General features: G+C 63.4%; 19 protein-coding genes and 1 pseudogene. 5 read left to right on the top strand and 15 right to left on the bottom strand.

Translation table 11 applies throughout. The annotated features are described in order from the left end of the window. Positions 1-616 precede the first annotated feature (616 nt). Together AB1792_06650 and AB1792_06645 are read right to left on the bottom strand one after the other, a co-directional pair. Positions 617-1,702 (bottom strand): LptF/LptG family permease, encoded by a 1,086-nt coding sequence (locus tag AB1792_06650; protein ID MEW5701891.1) that lies wholly within the window; start codon positions 1,700-1,702, stop codon positions 617-619. Next, positions 1,699-3,222 carry an LptF/LptG family permease gene (locus AB1792_06645; GenBank protein ID MEW5701890.1) on the bottom strand — a complete coding sequence of 508 codons (1,524 nt, stop codon included), beginning with the start codon at positions 3,220-3,222 and terminating at the stop codon, positions 1,699-1,701. Before AB1792_06645 ends, AB1792_06650 begins: the two co-directional genes overlap by 4 nt. A gap of 158 nt (positions 3,223-3,380) precedes the next feature. On the opposite strand from AB1792_06645, the gene AB1792_06640 reads away from it, so the two are divergent. The 5 genes from AB1792_06640 (at position 3,381) to AB1792_06620 (ending at position 9,953) form a co-directional block, all read left to right on the top strand. Beyond that, positions 3,381-4,337: an HD domain-containing protein gene (locus AB1792_06640; protein ID MEW5701889.1), complete on the top strand. Its 957-nt coding sequence runs from the start codon at positions 3,381-3,383 to the stop codon at positions 4,335-4,337. Between the two features lie 7 nt (positions 4,338-4,344). After that, positions 4,345-5,373 carry a rod shape-determining protein gene (locus AB1792_06635; protein MEW5701888.1) on the top strand — a complete coding sequence of 343 codons (1,029 nt, stop codon included), beginning with the start codon at positions 4,345-4,347 and terminating at the stop codon, positions 5,371-5,373. A 170-nt stretch (positions 5,374-5,543) separates the two neighbouring features. Further along, on the top strand, positions 5,544-7,730 hold the full coding sequence (gene rnr, locus AB1792_06630; GenBank protein MEW5701887.1) for a ribonuclease R: 2,187 nt from the start codon (positions 5,544-5,546) through the stop codon (positions 7,728-7,730). A gap of 246 nt (positions 7,731-7,976) precedes the next feature. Next, the gene (locus tag AB1792_06625; protein ID MEW5701886.1) at positions 7,977-9,446 is read left to right on the top strand and encodes a sigma-54 dependent transcriptional regulator; all 1,470 of its coding nucleotides are present in this window, start codon (positions 7,977-7,979) and stop codon (positions 9,444-9,446) included. A gap of 87 nt (positions 9,447-9,533) precedes the next feature. After that, positions 9,534-9,953 carry a hypothetical protein gene (locus tag AB1792_06620; protein MEW5701885.1) on the top strand — a complete coding sequence of 140 codons (420 nt, stop codon included), beginning with the start codon at positions 9,534-9,536 and terminating at the stop codon, positions 9,951-9,953. 558 nt (positions 9,954-10,511) lie between these two features. Here the strand turns inward: AB1792_06620 and AB1792_06615 are convergent. The 13 genes and pseudogenes from AB1792_06615 to murJ all read right to left on the bottom strand — a co-directional run bounded on the left by AB1792_06615 (position 10,512) and on the right by murJ (position 26,246). Then, a complete protein-coding gene (locus tag AB1792_06615; protein MEW5701884.1) occupies positions 10,512-12,257 on the bottom strand; it encodes an ATP-binding protein in 1,746 nt (581 codons plus the stop codon). Between the two features lie 80 nt (positions 12,258-12,337). Continuing rightward, the gene (locus tag AB1792_06610; protein ID MEW5701883.1) at positions 12,338-13,537 is read right to left on the bottom strand and encodes a type II secretion system F family protein; all 1,200 of its coding nucleotides are present in this window, start codon (positions 13,535-13,537) and stop codon (positions 12,338-12,340) included. Continuing rightward, positions 13,524-14,636: a type IV pilus twitching motility protein PilT gene (locus AB1792_06605; protein ID MEW5701882.1), complete on the bottom strand. Its 1,113-nt coding sequence runs from the start codon at positions 14,634-14,636 to the stop codon at positions 13,524-13,526. The genes AB1792_06610 and AB1792_06605 overlap by 14 nt, the downstream gene beginning before the upstream one ends. Positions 14,637-15,013: 377 nt before the next feature. Further along, on the bottom strand, positions 15,014-16,702 hold the full coding sequence (gene pilB / locus AB1792_06600; protein MEW5701881.1) for a type IV-A pilus assembly ATPase PilB: 1,689 nt from the start codon (positions 16,700-16,702) through the stop codon (positions 15,014-15,016). Between the two features lie 73 nt (positions 16,703-16,775). Continuing rightward, positions 16,776-17,252, bottom strand: a complete 477-nt coding sequence (locus AB1792_06595) for a roadblock/LC7 domain-containing protein (GenBank protein MEW5701880.1) — start codon at positions 17,250-17,252, stop codon at positions 16,776-16,778. A 381-nt stretch (positions 17,253-17,633) separates the two neighbouring features. Beyond that, positions 17,634-18,212 (bottom strand): annotated as a pseudogene (locus AB1792_06590) (GTPase domain-containing protein). A gap of 49 nt (positions 18,213-18,261) precedes the next feature. After that, entirely contained in the window at positions 18,262-18,600 is a 339-nt protein-coding gene (locus AB1792_06585; GenBank protein MEW5701879.1) for a roadblock/LC7 domain-containing protein, read from the bottom strand. Further along, positions 18,593-19,546: a hypothetical protein gene (locus tag AB1792_06580; protein MEW5701878.1), complete on the bottom strand. Its 954-nt coding sequence runs from the start codon at positions 19,544-19,546 to the stop codon at positions 18,593-18,595. The genes AB1792_06585 and AB1792_06580 overlap by 8 nt, the downstream gene beginning before the upstream one ends. Before the next feature lie 13 nt (positions 19,547-19,559). After that, positions 19,560-20,462, bottom strand: coding sequence for a tetratricopeptide repeat protein (locus tag AB1792_06575; protein MEW5701877.1), 903 nt, complete (start codon positions 20,460-20,462; stop codon positions 19,560-19,562). A 227-nt stretch (positions 20,463-20,689) separates the two neighbouring features. Further along, on the bottom strand, positions 20,690-21,061 hold the full coding sequence (locus AB1792_06570) for a hypothetical protein (GenBank protein ID MEW5701876.1): 372 nt from the start codon (positions 21,059-21,061) through the stop codon (positions 20,690-20,692). 3 nt (positions 21,062-21,064) lie between these two features. Next, entirely contained in the window at positions 21,065-22,240 is a 1,176-nt protein-coding gene (locus tag AB1792_06565; protein MEW5701875.1) for a DUF4388 domain-containing protein, read from the bottom strand. 85 nt (positions 22,241-22,325) lie between these two features. Beyond that, on the bottom strand, positions 22,326-24,638 hold the full coding sequence (locus tag AB1792_06560; protein MEW5701874.1) for a ComEC/Rec2 family competence protein: 2,313 nt from the start codon (positions 24,636-24,638) through the stop codon (positions 22,326-22,328). A 12-nt stretch (positions 24,639-24,650) separates the two neighbouring features. Further along, a complete protein-coding gene (gene murJ / locus AB1792_06555) occupies positions 24,651-26,246 on the bottom strand; it encodes a murein biosynthesis integral membrane protein MurJ (GenBank protein MEW5701873.1) in 1,596 nt (531 codons plus the stop codon). Positions 26,247-26,275 lie beyond the last annotated feature (29 nt).

The following is a 26,275-nucleotide window of genomic DNA, read 5'->3' as shown; positions in this document are numbered from 1 at the left end:
GAGTTCACGGGTCTAAAGACCCGTGGCACCAAGCACTTGAGCCCTTTCGAGGTTATGAAATCCCGTTTAGCTTGTTTCTTGAGGTGCGGCTTCCGGTATCCATCTGCCATTGTCCCAGTAGTACTCTACCGGAGGGTTCTTCCAATACGGCGCACTCTTGTCTTTGGCATCATAGCTTCGGACACGGACTTCTGGCCTCACGCGCGCACCAGCGTGTTGCGTACGGTCAAGCCCAGCTTTTGCTCAAAACGTTGGCCAAGTCCAGATTTCCGTTGAACGTGTTACTCGCTTGGAGCAGCCACGCTCGCTTGCCAGAATAGGGATGAGAGGAATCGAGGGAAACCTGCCTCTCTTGCCAGTTTATTGTAGCCTCAACGTGAGCTTCGGCGTGGACATTCGATAGATTTGCAATCTCAGTATGAAACATCGGTTCTGTCTCGCATCTGTTTCTGACAGTCACAACGGGGCGCTTCTTCAGACCGACTTCCTCCTGTTGAAGCCTTACGATCCGTCGCGTTTCCCAAGCGTACCATACAACCGCGACGAGTGTGAGTGTGAGCACCGCGAACGTCAGCCATTGAATGCACATGGTAGTTCCTCCGGCGGAACTTCCGTTCTACTTCCGCACGCGCAGCAACACGGCGATCCCCGCCACCAGACAGATGAGGTTCGGCGCCCAGGCGGCCAGCAATGGCGACACCTCGCCATTGTGGCCCAGGGAACGGAAGATCTCATAGAGGACGCGTACCACAAATGAGATGAGCATCGCGATGCCGAAATTCAGCGCCATGCCCGACTGCCGGGTGCGCGCGGCAATGGGGAAACCGATCAGCACCACGATGAAATTGATGAATGGGAAAGCGAGCTTGAGCGCCAGCTCCGTCTCCTCTTCCACCGGTTCGGCGCCGCCGCGACGCAGACGTTCGACTGTCTCCCTCAACTGACGGTAGGTCATTTGCTGCGGATCGACCCGTTTGCGCACGACGTCCTCGGGCGTCTCGGTCCATTGGGGGAAGCTCCGGGTCGCGAAACTCTCGAAGCGCACGACGCTGTCCCCGGCGGCGGCGAAGATGCGCCGGTCTCCCCCTTCACCGATCCATAGCGAATCGGAGTAGCGCAGACTCTTCATCTCGATGGATTCGACCAATCGCCCGTCCGCGAAAGTCTGCACCGTGGCGCCGGTGCCGACATTCTGTCCGGTATTGTAGCTGCGAAAGTAGTACACCCTCCCGGACGCACCGGACACATACAGATTCTGCAACAGAAACTGCGCCGGCTGCACGGTCCCTTTGATCACGCGCGAGCGCAGATCCGCGCGTCGTGCCTCGGCCTGGGGATAGACGGTCTCCCCGGCGGCAAAGACCGCACCGGTGACGATCAGCCCCATGAACAGGAAGGGAAACGCCAACCGCCACAGCGACAGCCCCGCCGCACGCATCGCCAGAAGCTCATTGCGCTTCGCCAGAAAGCCGACCGCAAAGAGCGTCGCCAACAGGACGCCGATCGGCGCCACCAGAATCAACACAGAGGGCGTGAAGTAGAGATAGTACAGGGCAACGATTGACGGCGGTACGCCCTTGTCGATGAACTTGTCGAGTTGCTCGACCAAGTCGACGATGATGAACACCACCCAAAAGGCCAAAAGCGACCAGGCAAAGTTGAACAGGAACCGGCCGATGAGATAGCGGTCGATGCGGTTCATGGCTCGCCCCCCGTGCTCGCTGTGACGGCGCCGCGTCCGACCAGGAACCGTCGCCGGCCTCGTGCCATGTGCGAGGCGATCGCCCGTGGCGTCGGCGATGTTTCATTGGTCACCGACCACAGCATCACCAACCCGACCAAGCCGATCAGTAGATCGGCGCTCCACATGGCGACCAATGGGGAGACAAGATCGCGATCCGCCAAATCCTCGCCACCGATCAGGAATGCCCAATACAGAAGGAACAATCCGATCGAGATTCCCAATCCGGCGGCGATCCCGCCCCGTCGCGAACGTACGCCCAAAGGGCAACCGATCAACGCGAACACGATGCAGGCGGCGGGAATCGAGTACTTCTTGTGGATTTCAATCAGGTACTGGTCGACCAGTCGATTCTGATTCTCGATGGCGCTGGTCTCGCGCTCGATCAACTGGCCGAGTCGCTGCGCCCGTTCCTTGGCCCGCAAGACGGCACTGGTCGCATTCGCCGCGGGCCGGAACGTGCCGCGCGCGGTCGGCAGACTGACCTCGGCGATCTGCGTGTCCGGTTCGGCCACGAAATACGCCCTGACCGCGGTGGAGCAGGCCGTGTTGATGGCGACACGGCGGGCGCGGATCGAAACCCGCCACGCGGCGACGTCCTCCCGCATCTGCGCCGACGATTTCTCGCGATCGGTGCGGTACTCCGAGTCGGTCCGTGTCCATTCATCGCCGACGCCGCCGAGGTAGAATGTCTGCTGACGAAACTCCGTGCGCCGGTACTTGCGCCGATCCTGAGGATCGGGTTCATGGATCTCACCGTCCCGCAACTCCAGGATCAGCGTGTGTCCATCGGGCGAGTGACGCATCGTCCCGGTCTTGGCCACCACCGTGCGCGGGGCATTGCGGTTCTTGTGGTCAAAGATCGTGATGTCGGCAATGTCGGAAGACCTCTGATCGATGTGCTTGATCAACAGGTGGTATCCGGGAATCCGGTCCTCCATGACGTTGGCCTTCAAATCGAGAGTCGGACGTTTGCGACGGATGTCCGACATCAGGCGTCGGGCCTCGTGATTCGCACCGGGCAGTACGTCATTGTTGAATACCACCAGCCCCGACCCCAAGAGCGTCGCCACGATCAGCACCGGCGCAATCAGCCGGTACAGGGAGACCCCTGCGGCCTTCAGCGCCAGTGTCTCCGAGTCTGCCGACAGACGTCCAAATGCCATCAACGTCGCCGACAACACCGCCATCGGCACCGACAAGGCAAACATCCAAGCCAGGTTCAGAACGAATACCTGCAAGATGACCGTGGCCGGTATCCCCTTGGTGACCACCATGCGCACAACATCGGGCACAAAATCGACGACCAAGACGAGCATGATCACGACCAACGCAAACCAAAACGGCCCATTGTGTTCGTGCAGAATGTAGCGGTCGAGCCGTTTCATGGCGGGAATATAGAATCGCGCACCGCTCCCCAACAGCGCATACCGGCTGAGCCAATGACTCCGATGGACGCTCTCCTCGACCGTCGGCGACAAGCATTCAGGGTTTGGCGCGGACGACTCAGCAGCCGGGACCTGGTCCTTTCCGCTTGACTTTCATAGCGTCCTGAGGGAAAGTTGTTCGCCTGGCGGTGGAACCCGTTGGGGGGGAGCGAGTTTAACGGGATGGCCACCACCGTGAGCGGACCACAACCATGACCATTCGTGAATTGGTTCCGGGTGAGCATGTGGAGGGCTTCTTTGCCCTGCGCAAGATCGAACGGCGCGAATTCCAGGGCGGTGAACGTCTCGCCCTCGAATTCGGTGATCGTTCCGGGCGTATCGATGGCGTGATGTGGGAGGGATTCAACGACGTCATCGACGATCTCGTGGTCGGGTGGCCGGTGAAAGTACGCGGTGTCGTCGGCACATACCGAGATCGCCCGCAGATTCGCGTCGAGAGGATCCGCCCCGCTCAAACACAGGAGGTCCGACCCGAGGATTTCCTGCCCCGGTCCCCGGTTGAACCGGCAGTATTGGCCCGCGAGCTCGACCGGTTCATCGATTCGTTGAGCAACCCTCATCTGCGCGCGCTGCTCGCAAAGCTCTTGTGTGAAGAACCGCTCCGATCACAGTACCTCTCCGCCCCGGCGGGAAAACTGTGGCATCATGACACGATCGGCGGGCTGGCGGAGCACTCCTTGAACATGGCGCGCCTCTGCGAATTCACCGTCTCCCTGTATCCCGATCTCGACCGCGACCTTCTGGTCTGCGGCGCACTCTTGCATGATATCGGCAAGATCGAGCAGTACGAAGTCAGTGCCCTGATCGACTATTCCGACGCGGGTCGCCTGATCGGCCACATCAACACCGGCGATTTCCGCGTGGCCACGGCCATTCGTGCCCTCGACGGATTCCCCGCCGGATTGGAACGCGTACTCCGCCATCTGATCGTCTCGCACCAGGGTGGATTGGAGTATGGCTCGCCGATCGTGCCCCAGACGCCGGAGGCGTTCGTCCTCTACTATGCGGACGAGTTGGACTCGAAGATGGGGGCACTGCGTCACATCGCCGAGAAGACCGGGGATCGTGACTGGAGTGACTATGTGAATCTCATCAATCGCCATATCTACTTCGGCCATCGCCGCGCGACACCGGAGCAGGAAGCATAGGGACACCGTGGGACTCTTCGATCTGATTTCCAGCGACATCGGCATCGACCTCGGTACCGCCAATACTCTGGTGTGGGTCCGCGGCGTCGGGATCGTACTCAACGAACCGTCGGTCGTCGCCACCGAGGTCTCGACCGGACGCATCCTGGCCGTCGGCGCCGCCGCCAAGGAGATGCTGGGACGCACACCCGAGGCAATCCGCGCCGTGCGGCCGCTCAAGGATGGCGTCATCGCCGACTTCGAAATCACCGAGAAACTCCTCTCGGACTTCATCCGCCGCGTCGTCCGTCACCGGTACTTGATGAAGCCGAAGGTCGTGGTCTCGGTCCCCTCCGGAATCACCGAGGTGGAAAAGCGCGCCGTCCGCGACTCGGCGGAAAACGCCGGTGCCCGCGAGGTCTACCTTTTGCAGGAGCCGATGGCAGCGGCCATCGGCGTCGGCCTCCCGGTCGACCAACCCTCCGGGAACATGGTGATCGACGTCGGCGGCGGCACCTCCGAGATCGCGGTGATCGCCCTGTCCGGAATCGTCAACAACATGTCGATCCGCATTGCGGGCGACGAAATGAACGAGGCCATCGTCCTCTACCTGAAGAAGAACTACAACATTCTAATCGGCGAGCTGACCGCCGAGGACATCAAGGTCCGCGTCGGGTCGGCGTTCGCGCTGGACCGCGAGGAGTCGACGGAGATCAAGGGACGCGACCTCATCGCCGGCGTGCCCAAGACGATGAAGCTCTCATCCGTCCAGGTGCGCGAAGCGCTCTCCGAGCCGGTCGATGCGATCGTCGAAGCGGTCCGCCAGTCGCTGGAACGCACTCCACCGGAATTGTCCGCCGACATCCTCGATCGCGGCATCATCCTCACCGGCGGCGGCGCGCTCTTGCGCGGGCTCGACAAACGCCTGCGCCAAGAAACCAATCTCCCGGTCATTGTCGCCGATGATCCGCTGACCTGCGTCGTGCGCGGCACCGGCAAGGTGCTCGAAAACATGGGCCAGTACAGCAAGGTGCTGATGCGCAGCCGCCGCGACTGACGGGCGCGGAACGCCTTGGCTTCTCCTGCATTCGTAGGTCAGGAGCCCTGTGCTCCTGACCAAGACCATGGCACAAAGACCTCGTTCGACCCATCGGTGTGCCACGCACAAGCCCTCAGGGGCGTTGGTCCCTGAGGGTTTGTCCGTGCCACCCGGAGACTCCGCTGTCCATGCACGCTGATGCCGACCGCATCATCCGTTTCCTCGCCGATCAGATCGGTCGCCCTGTCCGCGCGCGCGAGTTGGCGCGCGCGATGGGAATCACCGAGCGGGACTACTCCGCGTTTCGTACCGCCGTCAAGTCGTTGGTCGCCCAGGGCCGACTCGTACGCCTCAAGCGTGGACGTTTGGCACCACCAAAGCCGTTGAACCTCGTGGTCGGCACCGCCGCAGTACGCCGCGGCGCCCACATGTTCTGCCGCCTCGATGCGGAGCCCATCGACCCGGCCGCGCCGCTGCCGCAGGAGGTCTTCATCCGTCCTCACGATCGAATGACCGCGCTCGATGGCGACCGTGTGCTGGTTCGTCTCCACGCCGAGCGCGATGGCCCCAGTCCGGAAGGGGCGATCATCAAGATACTGGCGCGCGGCAACAAACCGATCGTCGGCATCTATCATCAGGCGCGGCATTTCTCCTATGTCGTTCCCGATGCCCCCCACCCGTTGCGCGAAATCCATGTCCCCCCGAGCGCGGCCAAGGGCGCGACGGTCGGCCAACAAGTGGTCGTGCAGATCACAGAATGGGCGTCGCCTGACGCCACGCCCTCCGGGAAGATCACCGACGTGCTCGGCTTCCCCGATGAGCCCGGTGTGGATATCGAACGTATTATCGGAGCATATCAACTGCCGCGCCGCTTCCCCGCCGAGGCCCTGGCGGAGGCCCGCGCCTGTGAGGGCGACCTCTCCCCTTCCGTGTTGCGCGGGCGCGAGGATCTCCGCGACCTGACCACGTTCACGATCGACCCGGCCGACGCCAAAGATCATGACGATGCGGTCTCGCTGGAGCGTCATGGCCGTCACTGGCGTCTCGGCGTGCACATCGCCGATGTCGGCCACTATGTTCCGGAAGCAGGTGCGCTCGACCGCGAGGCCTACGACCGCGGCACCTCCGTCTATCTCGTGGACCGCGTGATTCCCATGCTCCCGGAACGGCTGTCCAATGACCTGTGCAGTCTCCGGCCGCGGCGCGACCGCCTCACCGTCAGTTGTTTGATCGATCTGACCGATGCCGGTGAGATCGTGCGTTATGAGTTCTGCGAGAGCGTGATCCACTCCCGCGCCAAGCTCAGCTACGATGCCGTGATGGACTATTTCGCGGCGGGAAAGAAAAGCCGGACGATCGCGCCGCTCGCCCTGACGCTGGACGACATGCGCGGGCTGTCGCAGCTCCTGCGGCAGCGTCGCTTTGCCAATGGCAGTCTCGATCTCGAGGTCCCCGAGCCCAAGGTGATCCTCGACCAGGATGGTCGCCCCGAGCGCATCGAGTTGCGTCACGCCAATGACGCCACGCAGTTGATCGAGGAGTTCATGCTCGTGGCCAATCAGTGCGCCGCGCACCGTTTCCTCCGGCGAAACCTCCCCTGCCTGTACCGCGTCCATGCCCCGCCCGCGCCGGAGAAGATGGCGGAATTCGCGGGATTCGTGGAGACGCTCGGTTTTCGATTCTCCGCCGAAGAGACGGTGACCTCGCGCAAGCTGTCGCGCTTCCTCGACTCGGTTCAGGACGATCCGCGCAAGGAAATGATCCACCAGATCCTGCTGCGTTCTTTGATGAAGGCCGTCTATCAACCCGAGAACATCGGCCACTTCGGGCTTGCCTTCCCGCACTATGCCCACTTCACCTCGCCGATCCGTCGCTACCCCGATCTCTGGGTCCATCGCCACCTGAAGCGGATCACCACCGGAAGTTGGAGGACGGCGGCTCAGCACACGGCGCGCGCCGCGCTACCGGCGATCGGACGGCAGACCTCCGAACGCGAACGTCTCGCCGAGGAGGCCGAACGCGAATCGGTGCGCATCAAGCAACTGGAGTACCTCTCGTCGCATCTCGGTGACGAGTTCGTCGGCATCATCTCCGGCTTCCTCGAATTCGGCTTCTTCGTGACCCTGTCGGGGATCGGCGCCGATGGGCTGGTGCGCTTCTCCGGGATCGATGACGACTACTACACCTGGGAAAAAGAGCGCTGGCGCGTGAAGGGGCGCCGTCGCGGCCGCACGTTCCGGCTCGGCGATCAGGTTCGGGTGCGTCTGGTTCGCACCGACGCCGAACGGCGGGAGATCGATCTGGTCCTCGCCGATTCCCCGGCGGCAACCACCGCCAGACACTCCATGCACCGACGCCCGCACCACCGAAGCTGATTACACGTCCACCAGTTGGCCATGGCTTCCCTCACCCCAACCCTCTCCCGGAGGGCGAGGGGGAATGGTAACCTCTCCCTACGGGAGAGGTCGCCCGCCGCAGGCAGGCGGGTGAGGGAATTGTCTCCGTTCCACGGCATCCGTCGGCCACGGGAGTCGTGGAACAAGCCCAACTCCCGATTTGCCAATCACCCCCTCCAACGCCTATCATCACAACGTCGCAGGCGTCAAGCAGGGGCATTGCGAATGCCGGAGATTCATCCCCAATTCCTGACCATCACCGCGGATGGCGAACTGTCGCGATCGTGGCGTGAAGCGCTCCAACCGCTCGGCGGCACGCACACCGCGGTCGATGGTTTTCTGACGGCATTGCGTCGGCTCGCCGACGGCGCACCCGATGTCCTCCTGATTGACCCCACGGGTGGCGGCCTGTCAACCGACCAGCTTGCCGTGAAGTTGCGTCTGCGGGCTCCTATCGCGGACATTCTCGTGGCCGGTGAAGAGCTGGGATCGCCGGAGGACGCCGTGCATGATCGCTGGGGTCTTGCCGCGGCCGTAATGCGCTCCTGTGAACCGGCGCGTCTGCGGTCGCGCATCGGCGCGATCCTCGCCGACCGCGAGCACGTTGCCCGGTGTGGCTGGGTTGGATTGTCGCAATCGTTGCGCGCCGCCTCCGATTTGCTTTTGGCCGCATCGCGCTCCGACACGACTGTGTTGATCGAGGGCGAATCGGGAACCGGCAAGGAGTTGGCGGCACGCGCCCTCCACAACAACAGCCCCCGCGCCGGGAAGGCATTTCTGGCGCTCAACTGCACCGCCTTTCCCGAGACGTTGCTGGAAAGCGAACTCTTCGGCCATGAGAAGGGCGCCTTCACCGATGCCTTCGGCCGCAAGAAGGGGATCTTCGAGGCGGTCGAGGGCGGGACGATCTTCCTCGATGAAATCGGCGAAACCAAACCGTCGTTGCAGGCGCGCCTCTTGCGTGTGCTGGAGGAACGTCAGGTCCGGCCGATCGGCGCCACGAAGGCGATCCCAGTCGATTTCCGCATCGTCGCGGCGACCAACCGCGACCTGGGACGCACCGTTATCGAAGGTGCCTTCCGGCAGGATCTGTACTATCGCCTGGCCGTGGTGCAGTTGACGCTGCGTCCCCTGCGCGAGCGCCCCAGCGATGTCCCCGCGCTGCTGGCGCATCATCTGGCCGCCGGCAGACCGCCGTCGCGACTGATCGACCGCCTCGATGAATCCGCGCTGGTCCGCCTGCTCGACTACGATTGGCCGGGGAACGTCCGCGAGCTGCGCAACTTCATCGAACGCGCGCAGGTGCGGTTTATCCCGAGCGGAACCCGCGAGGGGCATCCGAACGACGTTCTGAATGCCGATCACGTCGGGACGCTCTTGGAAACCGTCCGCACACCCCTCAATCTCCCCGTCGTGACCGGCCGTCGCGCCGAGAATGTCGAACGCGAGATGATCTTTGCCGCCCTCTCCGAACTCAAGCGCGATCTTGAGTATCTCAAGCGCCGTGTCGACCGCTTGAGATTGCTGTCCTCCGGCGACTCAGAGGACGCCGACTTCGCCTCGATGAAGCAGGTCGAGCGCGACCGCATCGCTTTGGCCCTGAAGGAATCCCACGGCAACCGTTCCCGGGCCGCCCGTCTCCTCGGCATCGGCACGCGAACGCTGTACCGGAAGATCAGGGAGTATGGGTTGTAGCAGTAGATACAGGGAAGGAGGATACGGATGGAACAAACGTGGCATGTGGTTCTCGGGGCGGTCTTGGCCCTGTTTGTGAGTCTTGCTATGGAATTCCTGCGCCTCAAGATCGGAGATTGGCGATCCAAACGGCTGTTCAGGGAGCTGATCAAGAGAGAGAGCGATACCATTGCGAGGACGATTGCACAAATCACCAAGGACGTGCCGAATCTTCAGTACATTCCGTTCGGCTCCCTCGACGACATTGATAGTGCGACGTTTCGCTTCGAGTCGAATCGCGGATGGTTGTTTCTCCTGAAGCAGGAATCGTATCGTGCGCAGTTGGTTGATTTCTTCCAAAACGTCCGTTCCGCATGTCGTGAAGCGAGGGGCAACGAGCAATGGGCGCAGAGCGCACAACCGCAACAACCGCAACAGGTGAGGGATCGACGGAACGGATTTGTTGCGAGATTCCAGAACCTCGTTTCCCAAAGCCAGGACATCGTCAGCAATCTGCCGAAGCAATAGCATCGTCGATTCGGAACTTCATGTGCCCGTCAGCCCTTGGGCTGACGTTCGCCCGCGCAAGCGGGCGATGTCTTGCGCCGGCGGCTGTGCTCTCTCGGACCCGTTGGGTCCGAAGGTCAGCCCAAGGGTTCATCCTGAAGGATTCACCCTGAAGGGCTGACCCGCACCTCCAAAGACCTCATCGCGTAGTCTGCAACATACGCACGGTCTCGCTTGTACCCACCATTCTGTCATCCCGAGCGCAGCGAGGGATCTGCTGTTTCTTCGATCTTACCAAGGCGTGGAAAGCAGATCCCTCGTTTCGCCCGACCCTCCGGGCCGTGCTTCACTCGGGATGACAGGGGAACGTGTGTTGTCGGATTGTAGGGCGGGCTTTGCCCGCCATCAGGGGGCTGGAAGCTCCCTGTCCTCAACGGCCAATTGTAGGGTGGATCCTCTGGACCCACCATCAGGGGGCTGAAAGCCCCCTGTCCGCATCGGTGACGTCAGGAGGACAGGCATTCTCGGTCGCCTAACGTGACCCTGCCTGTCCTGGACAGACAAGAATGTCCGTCCTCCTTAGACCGCGGCCCGCGTCGGCGCGACCATCGGGCAGCGTTTGAGGTGAACCGTGAAGGTCGTGCCGAGGCCGGGGGTGCTTTCGGCATGGATGCGGCCGCCGGCGCTGTCGACCAGGCGTTTCACAATCGCCAGCCCCAGCCCTGTCCCGCTCGGCTTCGAGGAGACAAACGGCTCATAGAGCCGTTCCATGACCGAATCGGGAATCCCGCCGCCGTTGTCGACGACCGCAATCGTCACCCAATCGTCGCCATTGCCCGCCACGGGTTCACGGAAGCTCGACCACTCTGGTGTCGGACCCAAGCTGCGCACGCGGACAGTCACGGTACACGGTCTGTCCGCGCACGCCTCGACGGCGTTGAAGACAAGGTTGATCAGCATCTGCTTGAGGTGGTCGGGGTCGGCCGCGACGGTCAGCGCGCGGTCGGCGACGTCGGTGCGCAGATCGACCGGAGGCGATCCGTCATTGCGACGGAAATGCCGACGCGCGATCTCCAGCACCTCGTCCAACGCCGTCGCCACACAGACCCGGCCCGTGACGACCGGACTGAGACGGGCATAGAGCAGAAAGTCGCTGAGAATTTTGTTGAGACGCGCCGACTCGGCGATGATCAACTCGAGCAACTTGCGGTTTTCATCGGCGACATCCAACTCGCTCCGCAGCACCTCCACCGAGCCGGAGATCGCCGCCAGGGGGTTGCGAATCTCATGGGCGATGGCGGCGGAAAGCTCACCCACGGCGGCCAGCCGATCCTGCCGCCGTGCCCGTTCCTCCAGTTGCTTCGCCTCGGTCAGATCGGCAAAGACCGCGATCACGCCGCGCGGTCGACCGCCGGTCCCACTGAGGACTGATGTAGAGAGCCCGACCGGGATGACCCGGCCATCGGGTCGTCGCAGCAGAAGCTCGGTGCGGATGTCCATCTGTTGCGAGGCCAGCACCCACTCCAGCCGATCTGCGAGTTCGGGGTAATGCGCCCCGAGAATTTCGCGGATCGGCCGCCCGCGGACACGCCGCTCAGTGAGCCCCAGAATCTCCTCGGCGGCGCGGTTGAAATAGGCGATGTGCCCGGCGATGTCGAGCGTCAGCACCCCCGAGCGCAGATGCTTGAGAATGTCCCCGGTCTCCCATTTGGCCAGTTGCAGCGCCTCGGAGGTGTGCGCCAGCGCTTTGTCCTTGGTGTGAAGCCGTTCGGCGAGGTATCCCCCCGCGAACGCGCAGAGAAAGAAGATGCACAGCCGTAGGAAGACCGTATAGAAGTCCTGGTCGGACAGTTGACGCATGGCGGCGAACCAGTCGCGCGACCAGAGCACGCCGGCCTGATGTCCGGCCCCGACCCAGATCGCCGTCACAAACGACGCCGATGCGACCGCCGCCACGACCAGTGTCCCCGCCAGTCGGAAGCACAGCGCCGCCGACACGATCGTCATCATGTACAGTGAGTGGGAGGGGGATCTCAGCCCCCCGGTCAGATAGACGACCTGCGAGATGACGAGGATCTCGCAGACGGTCTGCAGTGCCAGGGCCGTGGGGAGAAGAATCGGCCGATGCCGGCGCCGCGACGACAGCAGCGCCAGCACGGCCACCGCCGTCATCCCGGCATAGACCAGCACCGACGCATGGAGCGACGCATCGGTCCACAGGGGGCGGGCCACGGCCGCCGTCACCGCCAGCGTGACCAGCCGCATGCCGATCACCCAGGCGGGACGGATTTCGATGGAGCCATGGCGACGCGAATAGACCAGCACGGCTTTGGCACAAGCGACGGGCGCCGTCCGCCGGTGTTCACGGCGAACGGCGCGTCAGGTCAGATTCCTGCTTGAGCATCCTATTGGATTTTGCCGATGATGTCGAACATCGGCAGGTACATCGCGATCAGAATGCCGCCGATCACCACGCCCATGAACACGATGATCACCGGCTCGATGATCGAGGTCAGAGCCGAGACCGCGGCATCCACCTCCTCGTCATAGAAGTCGGCGATCTTCCCCAGCATGTCGTCGAGGCCGCCGGTCTTTTCGCCGACCGAGATCATCTGCGTCACCATCGGCGGGAAGACGCCGGTCTCGCGCAACGGCCCGGTGATGGTGTCGCCCTCGGCGATCGCCAGCACCGAGCGGCGGATCGCATCGTGGATCACGCGGTTGCCGGCGGTCTTGGCGGTGATCTCCAGAGCATCGAGGATCGAAACACCCGAGGAGAGCAGCGTCCCCAGCGTGCGCGTGAACCGCGACACGGCGCTCTTGCGGATCAGCGTTCCGATCAGTGGTGCCTTCAGGATGGCCCGGTCAAACGCCAACCGCCCGCGCTCGGTGCGCAACGCCATGCGGAAGCCGAATCCAAGGGCCACGAAGGCCACAAACATCTTGAGCAGATTGGCCCGCAGGAAATGGGAGATATTGAGAATGATCTGCGTCGGCGCCGGCAGCGCCGCGCCCAGATTGGAGAACATCTTGGCGAAGACAGGCACGATGTAGGTGAGCATGGCGAAGGTTACGCCGATGGCCACGACCACGATCACCGACGGGTACACCAGCGCGCCACGCACCTTGCGGATCAAGGCATCCGCCTTCTCGCGGTAATTCGCCAGACGCACGAGAATCGTGTCCAGCGCCCCGCCGATTTCCCCGGCCTCCACCATATTCACGTACAGGTCGTCGAAGATCTTCTTGTGCTTCCCCAGCGCCTCGGCCAGGGTCGAGCCGGACGCGACGGCATCCTTGATCTGGCCGACCACGTTGCGCAACTCGGCCGACTCCATTTGCTTGGACAAAATGTCCAGGCATTGCACCATCGGCAGCCCGGCGCCGATCATCGTCGCAAATTGCCGGGTGAACCGCGAGATGTGGACCTTCTTGACCCCGGTCCCGATGCGAATGTTGAGCTGCGACGGCTTGCGGTTGACCGCGGTGGGGATGATCTTCTTGCGGCGCAAGAGACGGTCCAATTCGGCCCGGTCCTTGGCCTTGATCTCCCCCGCCACTGCGGTTCCGGCCAGCGTCTTGCCTTTGTACTCAAACTGCGGCACGTTCTCCTCCCACGGCGGCTCCCAGACGCACGCCGCTGTCACGGGCACGCGCGATGGTGTCGTCCAACTCCTGCGGGCTGGACGATCGCGCCACCGCGTCGCCGTAAGTGATCTTGTGGGACATGTACAGCTCGGCCAGTGATTGATTCATCGTGCGCATGCCGAACTTCTGCCCGGCCTGGATCAGCGAGTAGATCTGGTGGATTTTATCGTCACGAATGCAGGCGCGGATGGCCGGCGTGCAGATGAGAATCTCCAGCGCCACCACGCGGCCGCCGCCGATGCGGGGAATCAATTGCTGGGAAACGATCGCCTGCAGCACAAACGACAACGTGACGCGCACCTGCTCCTGTTGGTTGACCGGGAAGACATCGATGATGCGGTTGACCGATTCGGCGCAGGAGTTGGTGTGCAGGGTCGCGAAGGCCAGGTGGCCGGTCTCCGAGATATTGAGCGCCGACTCCACCGTCTCCAGGTCGCGCATCTCGCCGATCAGCACGACGTCGGGATCCTCACGCAATGCGTACTTCAGCGCCGAACCGAAGGACGTCGTGTCAGTGTGCACTTCGCGTTGGTTGACCACGGAGCATTGGTGGCGGTGGAGGTACTCGATCGGGTCCTCCACCGTGAGAATGTGGCAGTAGCGTTCGCGGTTGATCCGGTCGATGAGTGCCGCCAGTGTCGTCGACTTCCCCGAGCCGGTCGGCCCGGTCACCAGGGCCAGACCCCGGGGCAGGTTCGCCAGATCGGCCACGACCTTGGGCAGCCCCAATTCATCGAACGAGGAAATCTTAAAGGGGATCTGGCGGATGGCGATGGCGACGTTGCCGCGCTGCACGAAGACATTGCAGCGGAACCGGCTCAGATTCTCGATCCCGAACGACAGATCAAGCTCCCAGATTTCCTCGAAGCGTTTGCGCTGTTTCTCGTTCATCACGCTGTAGGCGAGTTTCTTGGTCTGATCCGGCGTCAGCACTTCACCCTCCAGCCGGACCAAGCGCCCGTCGATCCGCAACTGGGGGGGCGATCCCACAGTCAGATGCAGATCGGAGGCGCGGCGCTCCGCCATCAACTCCAGCAATTCACGCAATGTCATCATAGATAATCGGCTGCGGCCTTCCCCTCCGCGACCTACCAATCCACCTTTGGCGCTTCTTTACCAATATCGGCCGCCCAAGGGGCGCACTTGACTCTGACGTGCTGGGAATCAGTCCTACCCGGATACCGGGTGCCACGGGTCTTTAGGGAGTGTTGAACAAGGCCCGAATGGAGCAGATGTGCGGTCGGGTGCCCTCACCCGACCGTGATTCACCGTCACTTGCGCCGGGTGTGGGCACCCGGCGCCACGGGAACGCGAGCTTTTTCAACAGGCCCTTTAGACCCGTGGGTCCCCATTGTCGGGGGGCTGGCAGCACGGGTCTGAAGACCCGCGGCACAACATCCCAAGCGGATCATCAGACGACTGGAGGCCCAGCATCAGGCCGACTCCGCCAGCACCTGCTCAAAGGGGATCTGCCCGATCTTCATCTTCTCGATCGCCGCCGAACGCAGCGTCTGCATCCCCTCGGCAATCGCCTGCTGCCGTATGGTCTCGACCGGAGCGTTTTGCAGGATCATGGTCTCCAGCGCCGGGGTGATCAACATGACCTCGAAGATACCCGTCCGCCCGGACAATCCGGTGCCATTGCACTCGGCGCATCCCTTGCCGGCAAAGACGCGCAGACCTTTGGCTTCCGCCGGCGACAGCGACAGGGCATTGATGTGCTCGTCGGTCACCGGGACTTCCTCGCGGCATCCCGTGCAGATCTTCTTGGTCATTCGCTGCGCCATGATCAGTTTGGTCGCCGAGGCCACGAGGTAACTGGGTACGCCCATGTCCACAAGACGGTGCACCGTCGAGGGGGCGTCGTTCGTGTGCAGCGTGGAGAAGACCAAATGCCCGGTCAGCGCCGCGCGAATGGCGATCTCCGCCGTCTCGCCGTCGCGGATCTCTCCCACCATCACGATGTCGGGGTCCTGGCGCAGGAAGGAACGCAGCGAGGCCGCGAACGTCAGCCCGATGTCGCTGCGCACGAGGACCTGATTGATGCCCTCGAAGTTGAACTCGACCGGGTCTTCGGCGGTGAGGATGTTGACTTCCGGGCGGTTGAGGGTCTTCAGCGCCGAGTAGAGCGTCGTCGTCTTGCCCGAGCCGGTCGGCCCGGTGACCAGAATCATGCCGTACGGAAGACTGATCGCCTTGCGGAAGTTGTTCAGGGCATTTTCCGGGAAACCGAGCTTGGTCAGGTCGGCCATCAGCGCCTCGGGGTCCAGGATACGCATGACGACCTTCTCCCCGAAGATCGTCGGCAGGACCGAGACGCGCAGGTCGACCGCGCGTTTGCCGATCTTGATCTTGATGCGCCCATCCTGCGGCAACCGCCGTTCGGAGATGTCCAGATCGGCCATAATCTTCACACGCGAGACGATGGCCGCGCGATATTTGAACGGCAGCGGCTGCGTCTCCCGCAGGGTGCCGTCGACGCGATAACGCACGCGGATGCGCTTCTCGTAGGTCTCGATGTGAATATCGGAAGCGTGGCGGTGGATCGCCTCCATGATGATCTTGTCCACCAGCTTGACCAGCGGCTTGTCCTGCACCTGCGACTGCAGATCCATGTCGTCGAGCTGTTCCTCGACTTCGATGACCTCCAGTTCGCCATCCTCCAACCCTTTGATCAGATCACCGATGCCGCCCGCGTCGCCATAGTATTGGTCGATCGAACGGGCGATCGCGCGCTCGGGGGAGATTACGGGCTGGATCGTGCACCCGGTGATGAACTTGATGGCATCGAGAACGTAGATGTTGTGCGGGTCGGAGATCGCCACCACCAGGGTCTTGCCCACCCGGGACACGGCGATGACGTTGAAGCGACGGGCGATGTCGAAGGGAATCAGCTTGATGACGTCGGGATCGAGCTCGACGTCGGAAAGGCGCAGCGCGCCGATGTTGAGTTGACGGCCGATGAAATGGGTGAGTTCATCCTCGTCGGCAACCGCGCGCATCCGCACGAGGATGTCAACGAACTTCTCACCGGAATCCCGCTGAGTCTTCAGTGCTTCTTCAAGCTGGGCCGTCGTGATCCGCCCCGCCTGAACCAGCATGTGGCCGAGTTCCTGAGACACCGTGTCACCATTCGGGCGCGGTCACCCCAGTCCACAGTCCGGTCAAGCCTCCGTGCTGTCGACGGGTCCGGCGTCACTCCTTGAACATGCTGTCGATCTTCGCGCCCGCGTGAAGCTCGAAGTCCGGATCGAGCTGGGCTTCCTTCTGGACCGAGGCGGAAATCAACTCCTTGAGCCGGTCGGCCGCTTCCTTGGCGTATAGCCGCACCATGCCGATCGTTGTCCGGTCGTCAAACACGATCGCCAGGATGCTGCGGTCGCCCACCAGCGAAATGTGGATATGATCCCGCTTGCCCTGGTGGAACAGCACGGAGAACTCCGGTTCACCGACCAGTCGGGCGATCTCCCGCGTCGATGCGAAGCTCCCGGCCAGCAGAGCCGACAGCGCCGTCGTGTCCAGCGACTGGGTGAAGCCCTGCCGCGTGATCAGATGCCCGTCTTTGTCCACCAGCAGGGCGCACTTCGCCTCCGCCTTCTTGATCAGGCGCAGCATCGCGGCGTTGATCCGGTCGATCTGCTCATCGTATAGCACGAATGCTCCCGAGGACATGAGTAACCTCCCCTAACGGCCGAACAACCACCCGAACAGGCGGTCGAAGAATGATCGTTGTCGACGGCGTATGCGTGTGCTTCGCTGGGCCGCGATGATGGTCGCTCCCTCCGGACGGGGGGCCACAGACGGTTGCCTTGCCGGAGGCGCCGTGGACGTCTCCCGTTGCGAGTCTCCCGCCGTCGGCGCAACCCGTATCGGCCCGGATGCCGTCGCCGCCGGTTCCCCGACGGAGGCGGAAGGAGCCGCCACGGCAATGCCCGGGGAGGACTGTTCAAAGTCGATCACGCGCGCCCCGTCGCCGACCGCGGCCGACACCACCGGTCCCACGACACCCCGCGCCGGCGGCGGCGTGACCGTGCCCGTCACCCCCGACGTGCGTCGTCTCGTGTCCTCGAGCACGAGCTTGGTGATGCGTTTCATCGTGTCGAAGACGCCGATCCCCTCCACCGCGCACGCCTCGGTGTACGGCCGTCCTTCCGGATTCAGAATGCGTTCCAGTTCCTCGACCGTCGCGATGTCGGGCAGGTCGCGCTTGTTGTATTGCATCACGATCGGGATCTGCGTGGGATCGATGTCGTTCTCGCGCAGATTCTCGTACATGTTGGCCAGCGACTCGACGTTCTCATCCATCTTCGCGCGCTGGGAATCCGCTACGAAGACAATGCCGTCGACGCCGCGCAGCACGAGCTTCCGTGTGGCGTTGTAGAAGACCTGCCCCGGAACCGTGTACAACTGGAACTTCGTGGCAAAGCCGCCGATGTCCCCCACGTGAATCGGCAGAAAGTCGAAGTACAACGTACGGTCGGCCTCGGTGGCCAGACTGATCAACTCGCCGCGCGACTTGGCCGGCACCCGGTCGTGCACGTACTGCAGGTTCGTCGTCTTGCCGGACAACCCCGGACCGTAGTAGACGATCTTGCAGCTGATCTCGCGAAACGCATAGTTGATCGCAACCATAAGGTGTCTATTCTCTCCGGGTGAACGCCCTGTGGTGGATGCGACGCCGTCAACCGCGCTGGATCGTCTGCACGGCGTTGCGGATCTCCAGACGCACCAAACCGATGTTGACGCGCGGCTCGGTGGTCACCACCAAAGTGCCGACCCCCGCGTCGGTCAGGAAGATCTTCTGGTTCTCGGCCTCCACCGTGATCTGGGAGAAATCCTGCGCCCCCAACTCCGACATCGAACGTCGCACGGTGGCGGCAATCGATGAAGCCAGCGCTCCCAGCGTCTCGTCGTCCGATTTCTCGTCCAGGTCCGCGGCAATCACGATCCCGTCATTGCCGACGATCATGCTGCCGGTCACACCGGTGGTCTTGTTCAATTGCGACAACGTCTCATACATGGCGAACCTCCCCGGCGCCCACCAACCGGCGACCGTTCTCCTGCAAACTCCTGGCCGCCATCTCCCGCGCGCGGCCCAGGCGAAGGTTGATCAGTTCATCCGCGTCCGGATCGGTCAGGACGCCGAGCCAATACCCCCCGACCGCCTCCACGATCACACGCCCCTGATCGGTGCGGACCTCCACCCGCTCGGGGCGGCAGGGTCCAGCCGCCGACAACCGCCGACGATGAAACTCCGTCATCTCCACCGCCACCGGAGCCCAGAAATCCGCATCGCCGGTATACTGCTGCCGTTGCCACACGGCCAGCGGCAGCCCCTCACCGTCCACAATCCAGGACATCCGCACGCCGTCGTACTCACCGACATAGGAAACGGCATCATCGAGTGACGGCTCGTACGGCTTCGCACTGGTCGGCGGCATGGTCGATGCCAGCCGGGCCGCCGAGGCGGACGGACGGAGCCCGGTGCGATCCCCGATGACAACGCGCCGTTGTGAAGTGACCGGGCGGCGGGCGCCACGGGCCATCCCATCAACCAACAGTCGCTCCCACACCGGTCGCAGGACGATCGGCGCCAACAGCACCTGTGGTATGACCGCCAGAGGGTACGACCACATCATCTCGAACATCGTCGCGCCCCAGGGACGGCCATGAGCCGCGACGATCAACGTGCCCAAGAACACACCGGTCAACAACCGGTAAAGAACCGTGAACCCCGCCGCCACGATGCGCGTCGACCAGGAGACCTGCAGGCCGGCGACAACGAACACGCCCAGATAGAAGCCCCACTCCAGCACGCCCAAAGTCGGGTTCAACTCGAGGGAGGGGAACCCCAACCGCCGGGGGTACAGCATCAGAGGCACGGCGATCACCGCGCCGGTGTAGAGAACCGTCTGACGAACCAGAACGCCGGGGGCGGCGGCGCGACGTCTTGGGGCGCTGGGCATTCCGTCATCCTCGTCAACAGGTTGATGTCGAATCGACAGTGCATGCGTTCACGCGTTCAGCCGTGTTGAGTGCAATCCGGCGCACGGCGCCAAACGACAGACCCGCATCGCCGGCGAAGCCCACGACACGGTCGCCGTAGCGACGGCACCAGACCTCGCCGCCGGGGTGTTCGACGCGCAATTCGTCGAGACTGCCCCCACCGGCGCGGCTCAGCTCTGCCCCTGCCTCCTGAAACAGACGGGCACAGACCATGGCGATCGGCGATGGCGATGGAGGCGCTTCGACCTCCACGGTCGCCGCGCCGCCGGCCGGATCCGACGGCACAAACACAAAGGCACAGGTCACGTGCGGCTGCTCCCGCACGACGCTGCTCCATTGGGGCCAGTCGATGATCGAGTGTGTCGCCGACTCGACGGTATCTCCCGGTAGCAACTCTGTCCTGGTGGTCACCGGCGGCGCCGACTCCGCGATGTGCGACGATGCAGAGGCGGCGGCCTGTTGAAGCCCCTTGAGACGGTCACCGAGATCTTTGACGACGGGATCGTGGCGGTCGGTGGCGCGGAGACGATCGATGATGGTGCGCGCACTTTCGACGTCCCCCATCGCCAGGCGGATCTCGGCCTCAACGAAATCGGTGGCTCGCGTCGCGCCGTCGATCTCTGCCGCACGTTGCAGAGAGGCCAACGACTCCACCACCATCCCCTGATGCAGGTACAACTTGGCCAGCACGAGGTGCGCCGGAGCGTAGTTCGGGTGGTGTTTCAACCCGCCCCGGCAGATCGAAAAGGCACGGCCGAAGTCGCCGCGCTTGCGGTAGGCCTCGGCCAACGCGGCAAAGACCTGCGAATGCGGATTGTCCGCCAGAATCGCCAGGCACTTCTCAATGCGCTCGTCGAGGTGTGCAACGCTCAGCATACGGTTCCGGTGACGATGGACCCCAAGCCCGCCCCCGATGCGCCGGAAAGTCGCCCTCCGACTGCAGCGGGAGTCTTCTCATAGGACAATTATTGATATCGACTTTCGCGCGGCGTGACTTTACCGGCGAAGTGCCAAGACTCGAGTGGCCTGGCGTGGGGCCATGGCCGGGAAGGCATGGGACGCGAAGATGTTGCCGTCACGGCAGATCGTCGCCGACAGGAAGATCACGCCAGGACCTTCCGGATACGGCTGACACCGATCAACAGCAGGAGCAGCGATACGACCCGGAGGGCGTCGACCCACACCAGCCAGAGAGGCACAAGACCCACTTGCCCGATGAACAGCAGCAACTGCGCGCTGCCCAGCACAGTGAAGCCGAATGTCAGAAAGAGCCATCCCTGTCCCAATCGACCGCCGCGGATGGCGGTATGGACCTTGAACGCGGCCAGAAGGCAGGCGAACACAACCAGGAGTGCGAGGGCACCCAGCAAGAACGAACCGGGTGGCAACGCCGTGTCTCCGGATTCCACGGTTGACGCACCGGTTTGTGACCCGGACATCAACTCCCCGATCATAACGATTGCTTGCGCCAGCATGGTCTATTTCCCCTTGAGTGTTTCCAAGAATTCGGTCTGAATGTCGTACTCTTCCACCAGGGAGCGTTTCTGCGCCAGATAGAACGCCAGATCCTTCTGGATCACCGCCACGACCCCGTTGGCAATGCGCGGCCCAAGCCGGTCACGCAGTGCGCCAAGCGCCGCGGCGAGAAGACACTCCGCGAGGTCCAGCACGCGATGCAGGCGGACCGGGGCGGGAATCTTGCGCGCGCGCTCCCGAAATCCCTCCGGGTCCTTCGCGGCCTGAATGTCGATCAAGGCGGCCGTGATCCCCCACGAGTCGCGCGGGCAACTCTCCGGGAGCCGGAAATACACGCGCTCACCTGCCTGGCCAAGGTAATCCACGAGCACCTTGTGAATCGACTCGAGGGCATGAGAGTACAGCTTCAGTACGACAGAATAGACCTCCCCTTCGTCCGCTTTGCGACGTGTGGCATCGGCCATCTCCGGACAGGGCGCCACCAGACTGGAGGACAACAGCTTGTGCAACGACTTGGAGGCCGCGTACTCCCCATACGCTCCGGCACCGACGATCTGCCCCACCGAACGTGTCCCATCGACCGCTGCCAGCACATCGACGTCCTCCGCCGACAGCACGATTTCCGACTGTGTCAGATGGGGGGATGGAACGATCCGCAGCACCGTATCTTCCGACGGCAGTGCATGGGCGATCTCCGAGTATTCGTCAAACCGACGGGCGCCTTCCATCATGGCGTTGAGCGCATTGAGATCGACCAGTATCTGCGAGGACTCCGGCGCCTCTCCTTCGATGAAACGGAACTCGCCGTCCGGCCAGCCAAAGATGCTGTAGACGATCTCCTCCACTTGGGCACGCAGGGAGGTCGTGATCACATCCCGGCTGACGACGCCCAACTCCACCAGGATCTGCCCCAGTCGACGATTGGTCGATCTCTGGCGCTTCAGCGCGCGCTCCAGGTCCAGATCCGTCAGGTGTCCCCGTCGCAAAAGCAGTTGACCCAAACGTTCCTCGTCGACGGGCGGATCGGACGAGGCGGCGATGATGTCGCCGTTGCGGAAGAAGACCTTCTTGCTGCGCTGCGGACGCTGCAACAGCAGCGCCCCGGTCTTGCGACCGGTCGAGATCAGTTGCAGCACGTCTCCGAATGAGACGGTCTTGAGATTCCCGGCAAAGCTCATCGACTGTCCCGCCCAAACCTCAACGCCGGCACCGGCGTGATGGTCGGGTACCTCTATTGGATTATCGGGGCAAACGGCGGCGGTCTTAATACGTGGAAGGCCCGGCTGGGCCCGGTGCCGCATCAGTGATCGTCGGAGTGACGCGCACGCCATGGCGTTGCCACGTGAGGACCACCCCACCATGCACCACCGTGGAGTGGAAGGCGATGGAGGGATAGCGGAGCCGCCAAAACGACAGATTTCCGCTGAGCAAGCTCCGCGGGGCTTCGTTCCCATAGAGAACGACACATCGCGGACGGAGGACGTCGATCGCCGCTCGCAGCCATGAAGTCGCCGCAAAACAGGGTAGTATGGCGACGTGGCCCGGGCCGGTCACGGCGGCCAAACGACGGCAGAGCCCGGAATCATCATCCGGCCAATCACGAATGAGAATCACGGTGTCTTCGGGAGTGGCCCATTGATCAGCCCAAACCCGATGATCGAGCACCGTCCCTTCCAGCGGAGAGACGAAACGTCGCCAATGGCGCGGCGAAGCCATTGCATCGCTTCCCGCTGGAGTCACCATCGTCGAATGGGCTTCCACGGCCCGGCGCCATGGCATCCAACCGGACGGCGGTGGAGCGCCAAGCTCAGCTCTCGCAAAGGGCCCCACCACCCATTGCTGCAATTCGGCATCGATTCCGGGATCGTCGGCCAACCAGACGACGCTATCCCCGGACGCGACCGCCGCCACCCGTTGCCTCCCCGTATCGAGAAAGGCGAGTTTGGCGGACGGTTCCGGCGTCGACACCGCCGTCCGAACACCAAGCCCAACCAACAGTGCCGTCAGATAGTAGGCGCAAGGCCGCCACCAGCGATAGCGATGGCGCCAGTTGAGGATCAGAACGGCCGGGACAACGCAGTGCAGTACGACCCAGATTGACGGCGACGACCACGGGATCATCCCCCCCATGGCACCGCCGAAGAACCGCGCACATGCGACCGTCGCGGCAAGCGTCAGCGAGAGCGCCCAGGCCACCCATCCCGCCAGCGGTCCCCAGAGTGCATGCGCGGCCAGAAGGGCCACGCCGAGTTGGGTGGTCACCCCAGCCAGGGGCACCATCACCAGACTGGACAGCGCTCCAACCGGCGTCGCCACACCGAAATGCGCCGCCGTGATCGGCATGGTGGCAGCGGTCGCGGCCAGCGAGGAGACAGCCAAGACCACGGGAGCCCGTAGCCAGCGCCGTTGCGGCCAAAGCCGCGACTGCCGCACATATGGCACGGTCACGATGATCGCGATGACCGCCACCACCGACATCTGAAATCCGGCGCGAAACAGGTGGGATGGAGCAACCAGGAGTATCATCATCGCTGCAGCTCCCACGGCATTGAGGAGGTGAACCGGACGCCAGAACAGCCGGCCCGCCAGCGCGAACACGACCATCAGCGAGGCCCGCACGACCGACGGCTCGTTGCGTGTGAGATAGGAAAAGAGGATGACGCCGGCGACGAGTATGAGGGCACGCAGTCGCCGCCCGAGCGGCAACAGCCGCAAGGGAAGATAGAAAACGCCGATCATCAACCAGACATTGGTCCCCGACACGGCCAACAGATGCAGGGCCCCCGCCTCGCGAAAGAGATTGAACACGTCGGGGGGGAGGCGGTCAGTGTCACCCAGGAGAAACCCCAGCATCAACGCCGCTGGCTCCGCGGCAAGGTGCGCCGTGAAGACCCCACGCACCCAGCGGCGGACCGGCTCGACCAGATTGGCCAGGGACCACATCGCCTCCGGCTGCGGCCAATGTGTCAGTGTTCCACGCGGGGTGACTGTCGCGTCGATGCCGAGACGATACAGATGCCGTGCGTAGTCGAAACCACCGGGATTGCGACGCACGAACGGCGCGGAGAACCGTCCCTGGAAGCGCACATAATCGCCCAGCCGAAACCCGGCCAAGGAATGCGTGGTCGACAGTTGGACCCGGCTTCGGAGGGGTGCAGTGCTTGCGCCGCCGCCGACAGCGTGCAAGTCCAACGCGACGCGCCAGCCGCCGTTCTTCATCACCGGCACTCCGGCCAATCGTCCGAAGACGCCGACGACCTTGTGCGCATCGGTCAGCTCGATCACGCCGGCAGCGGGACGTCCCTCCTGCTCCACGGTAATCCGCCAGGCACCGAGCGCGAGGAGCACGAGCATCGATGACAAGATCATTGGCCACGACAGGCGCCTGAAAAGCCAGAGACATGCGGTCAGAATCGTCAGGACCCCGGTGAACACCAGCCAGAGAGCGGGCTGCCACCCGAGTTGATCGCCCATCGCTATTCCCGCGGCGAGACAACATGCCACAAGGAGCGCGGGATGGCGCGCCCCCCGGGCAGCGACGATCGCAGCGGATTTGGGCGCGCCGTCGATTTTCATTGCGTGCCCACGTCAGCCGGAACGACGACGTCCCCCCAACTGCCGATACCCCAACAACCAAGTGGTCCCGATATAGAGCCCGGCGGCAATGGCGACCGTCGCGACGGTGCGTCCCAGTCGACCCAGCGGCACCCATGTCAACAGACCACGGCGTAGAAGCCACAGGCCGATCCCAACGCTCGCCAATGACACGGCGGTGAAGATCACGAGATGAAGGAACAGCGGCGAATATCGGAGACCGTGGAAGCGGCGCCGCGCCAGCAACAGCAACAGGCCGACTTGGATGGTGGCGGCGCCGGCCACCGACAGGGCCAGCCCGGCATACCCCAAAGGACCAACCAACAAGTTCATGCCCACGAGATTGGCGACCACTGAGGCGATCCCACACCATGTCGGCGTGCGCGTGTCCTTGTGGGCGTAGAACAGCGGGGCGGTGACACGGATCAACGCCATCGCCGGCAGACCCAGAGAGTAGTATGCCAGCGCGCGCGCCGTGTGCAGGGTCGCATCGGCGCCGAATTCTCCCCGTTGAAACAGAGCGGCGCAGATCGGCTGCGGCAACAGCATGAAGGCGACGGCGGTCGGTGTCACGAGGTACAGAACCGCCTGTGCCCCCTGATGGAAGATCGCCCGCACGCCGGCATCATCCCCGGAGGCCACTCGCTCCGACAGGCGCGACAGACCCACGGTCGCCGCGGCCACGGCAAAGACACCCAACGGCACAAACAGCACGCGAAAGGCGAAGTTGAGATACGCCACCGGGCCATCACCCAATGTCCAGGCGAAGCGGGTGATCGCAAAGATGTTGATCTGCACGGCGGCCTGCCCGATGAGGGCAGGGACCATGAGCCGCAGCATCTGCCGCACATCGGGATCGGACCATCCCCAACGCAACCTGTGGCGAAACCCCACCCGGCGCATGGCCAGCGCTTGCACGGCCCATTGCAGAAGGCCGCCCGCCAGCACGCCCCACGCCAGGGCCAAAACCGGCGGCTCGACCCAACCGGCGAGGAGAATGGTCGCACCGATCACGCCGAGGTTGAATCCACCGGGCGCCAATGCGGGGACGCCGAAGCGCGCCAGGGCGTTGAGCGACCCCATCAGCACCGCCGCCAACGCGATCAACAGGAGAAACGGGAACATCAGGCGCGCGAGGAGCACCAACAGAGCGATCTTACCCGGTGTCGCCTCCACACCGCCGGAGAGAAGCGAGGCAATCTGGGGCGTGAACACGATCCCCAGTGCGCACAGCACGATCAGAAAGGGGACGAACAAACCGAGCACGCAGTTGAGCAATGCGAAGGCTCCGTCCCGACCATCACGCTTCAAAACCGTGGAGAAGGTCGGGACGAATGCGGCCGAAAAGGCCCCTTCCGCGAGGAAATCGCGCAGCAGATTCGGTATGCGAAAGGCCGTGACGAAGGCGTCGGTCACGGCTCCGGCGCCGAAGTAGTAGGCGATCACCTGCTCACGCACGACGCCCAGAAGCCGGGAGATGATGGTCGCCCCCGCCACTGTCTGGGTCTGCCGCGCCAGACGGGCAGGCGCGGTTTGGTCGGGAGACCCTGCCGGGGGGGAATGGCTGTCTGGGGCGTCGGGGTTTGGCATTGCTCTCCGGGCATCGGGGCGTTATATTG

The sequence above is a fragment of the Candidatus Zixiibacteriota bacterium genome (genome assembly GCA_040752595.1).
Taxonomy (GTDB): domain Bacteria; phylum Zixibacteria; class MSB-5A5; order WJJR01; family WJJR01; genus JACQFV01.
The sequence above is the reverse complement of the archived record's forward strand: the minus strand, read 5'-3'. Positions and strand labels throughout refer to the sequence as shown.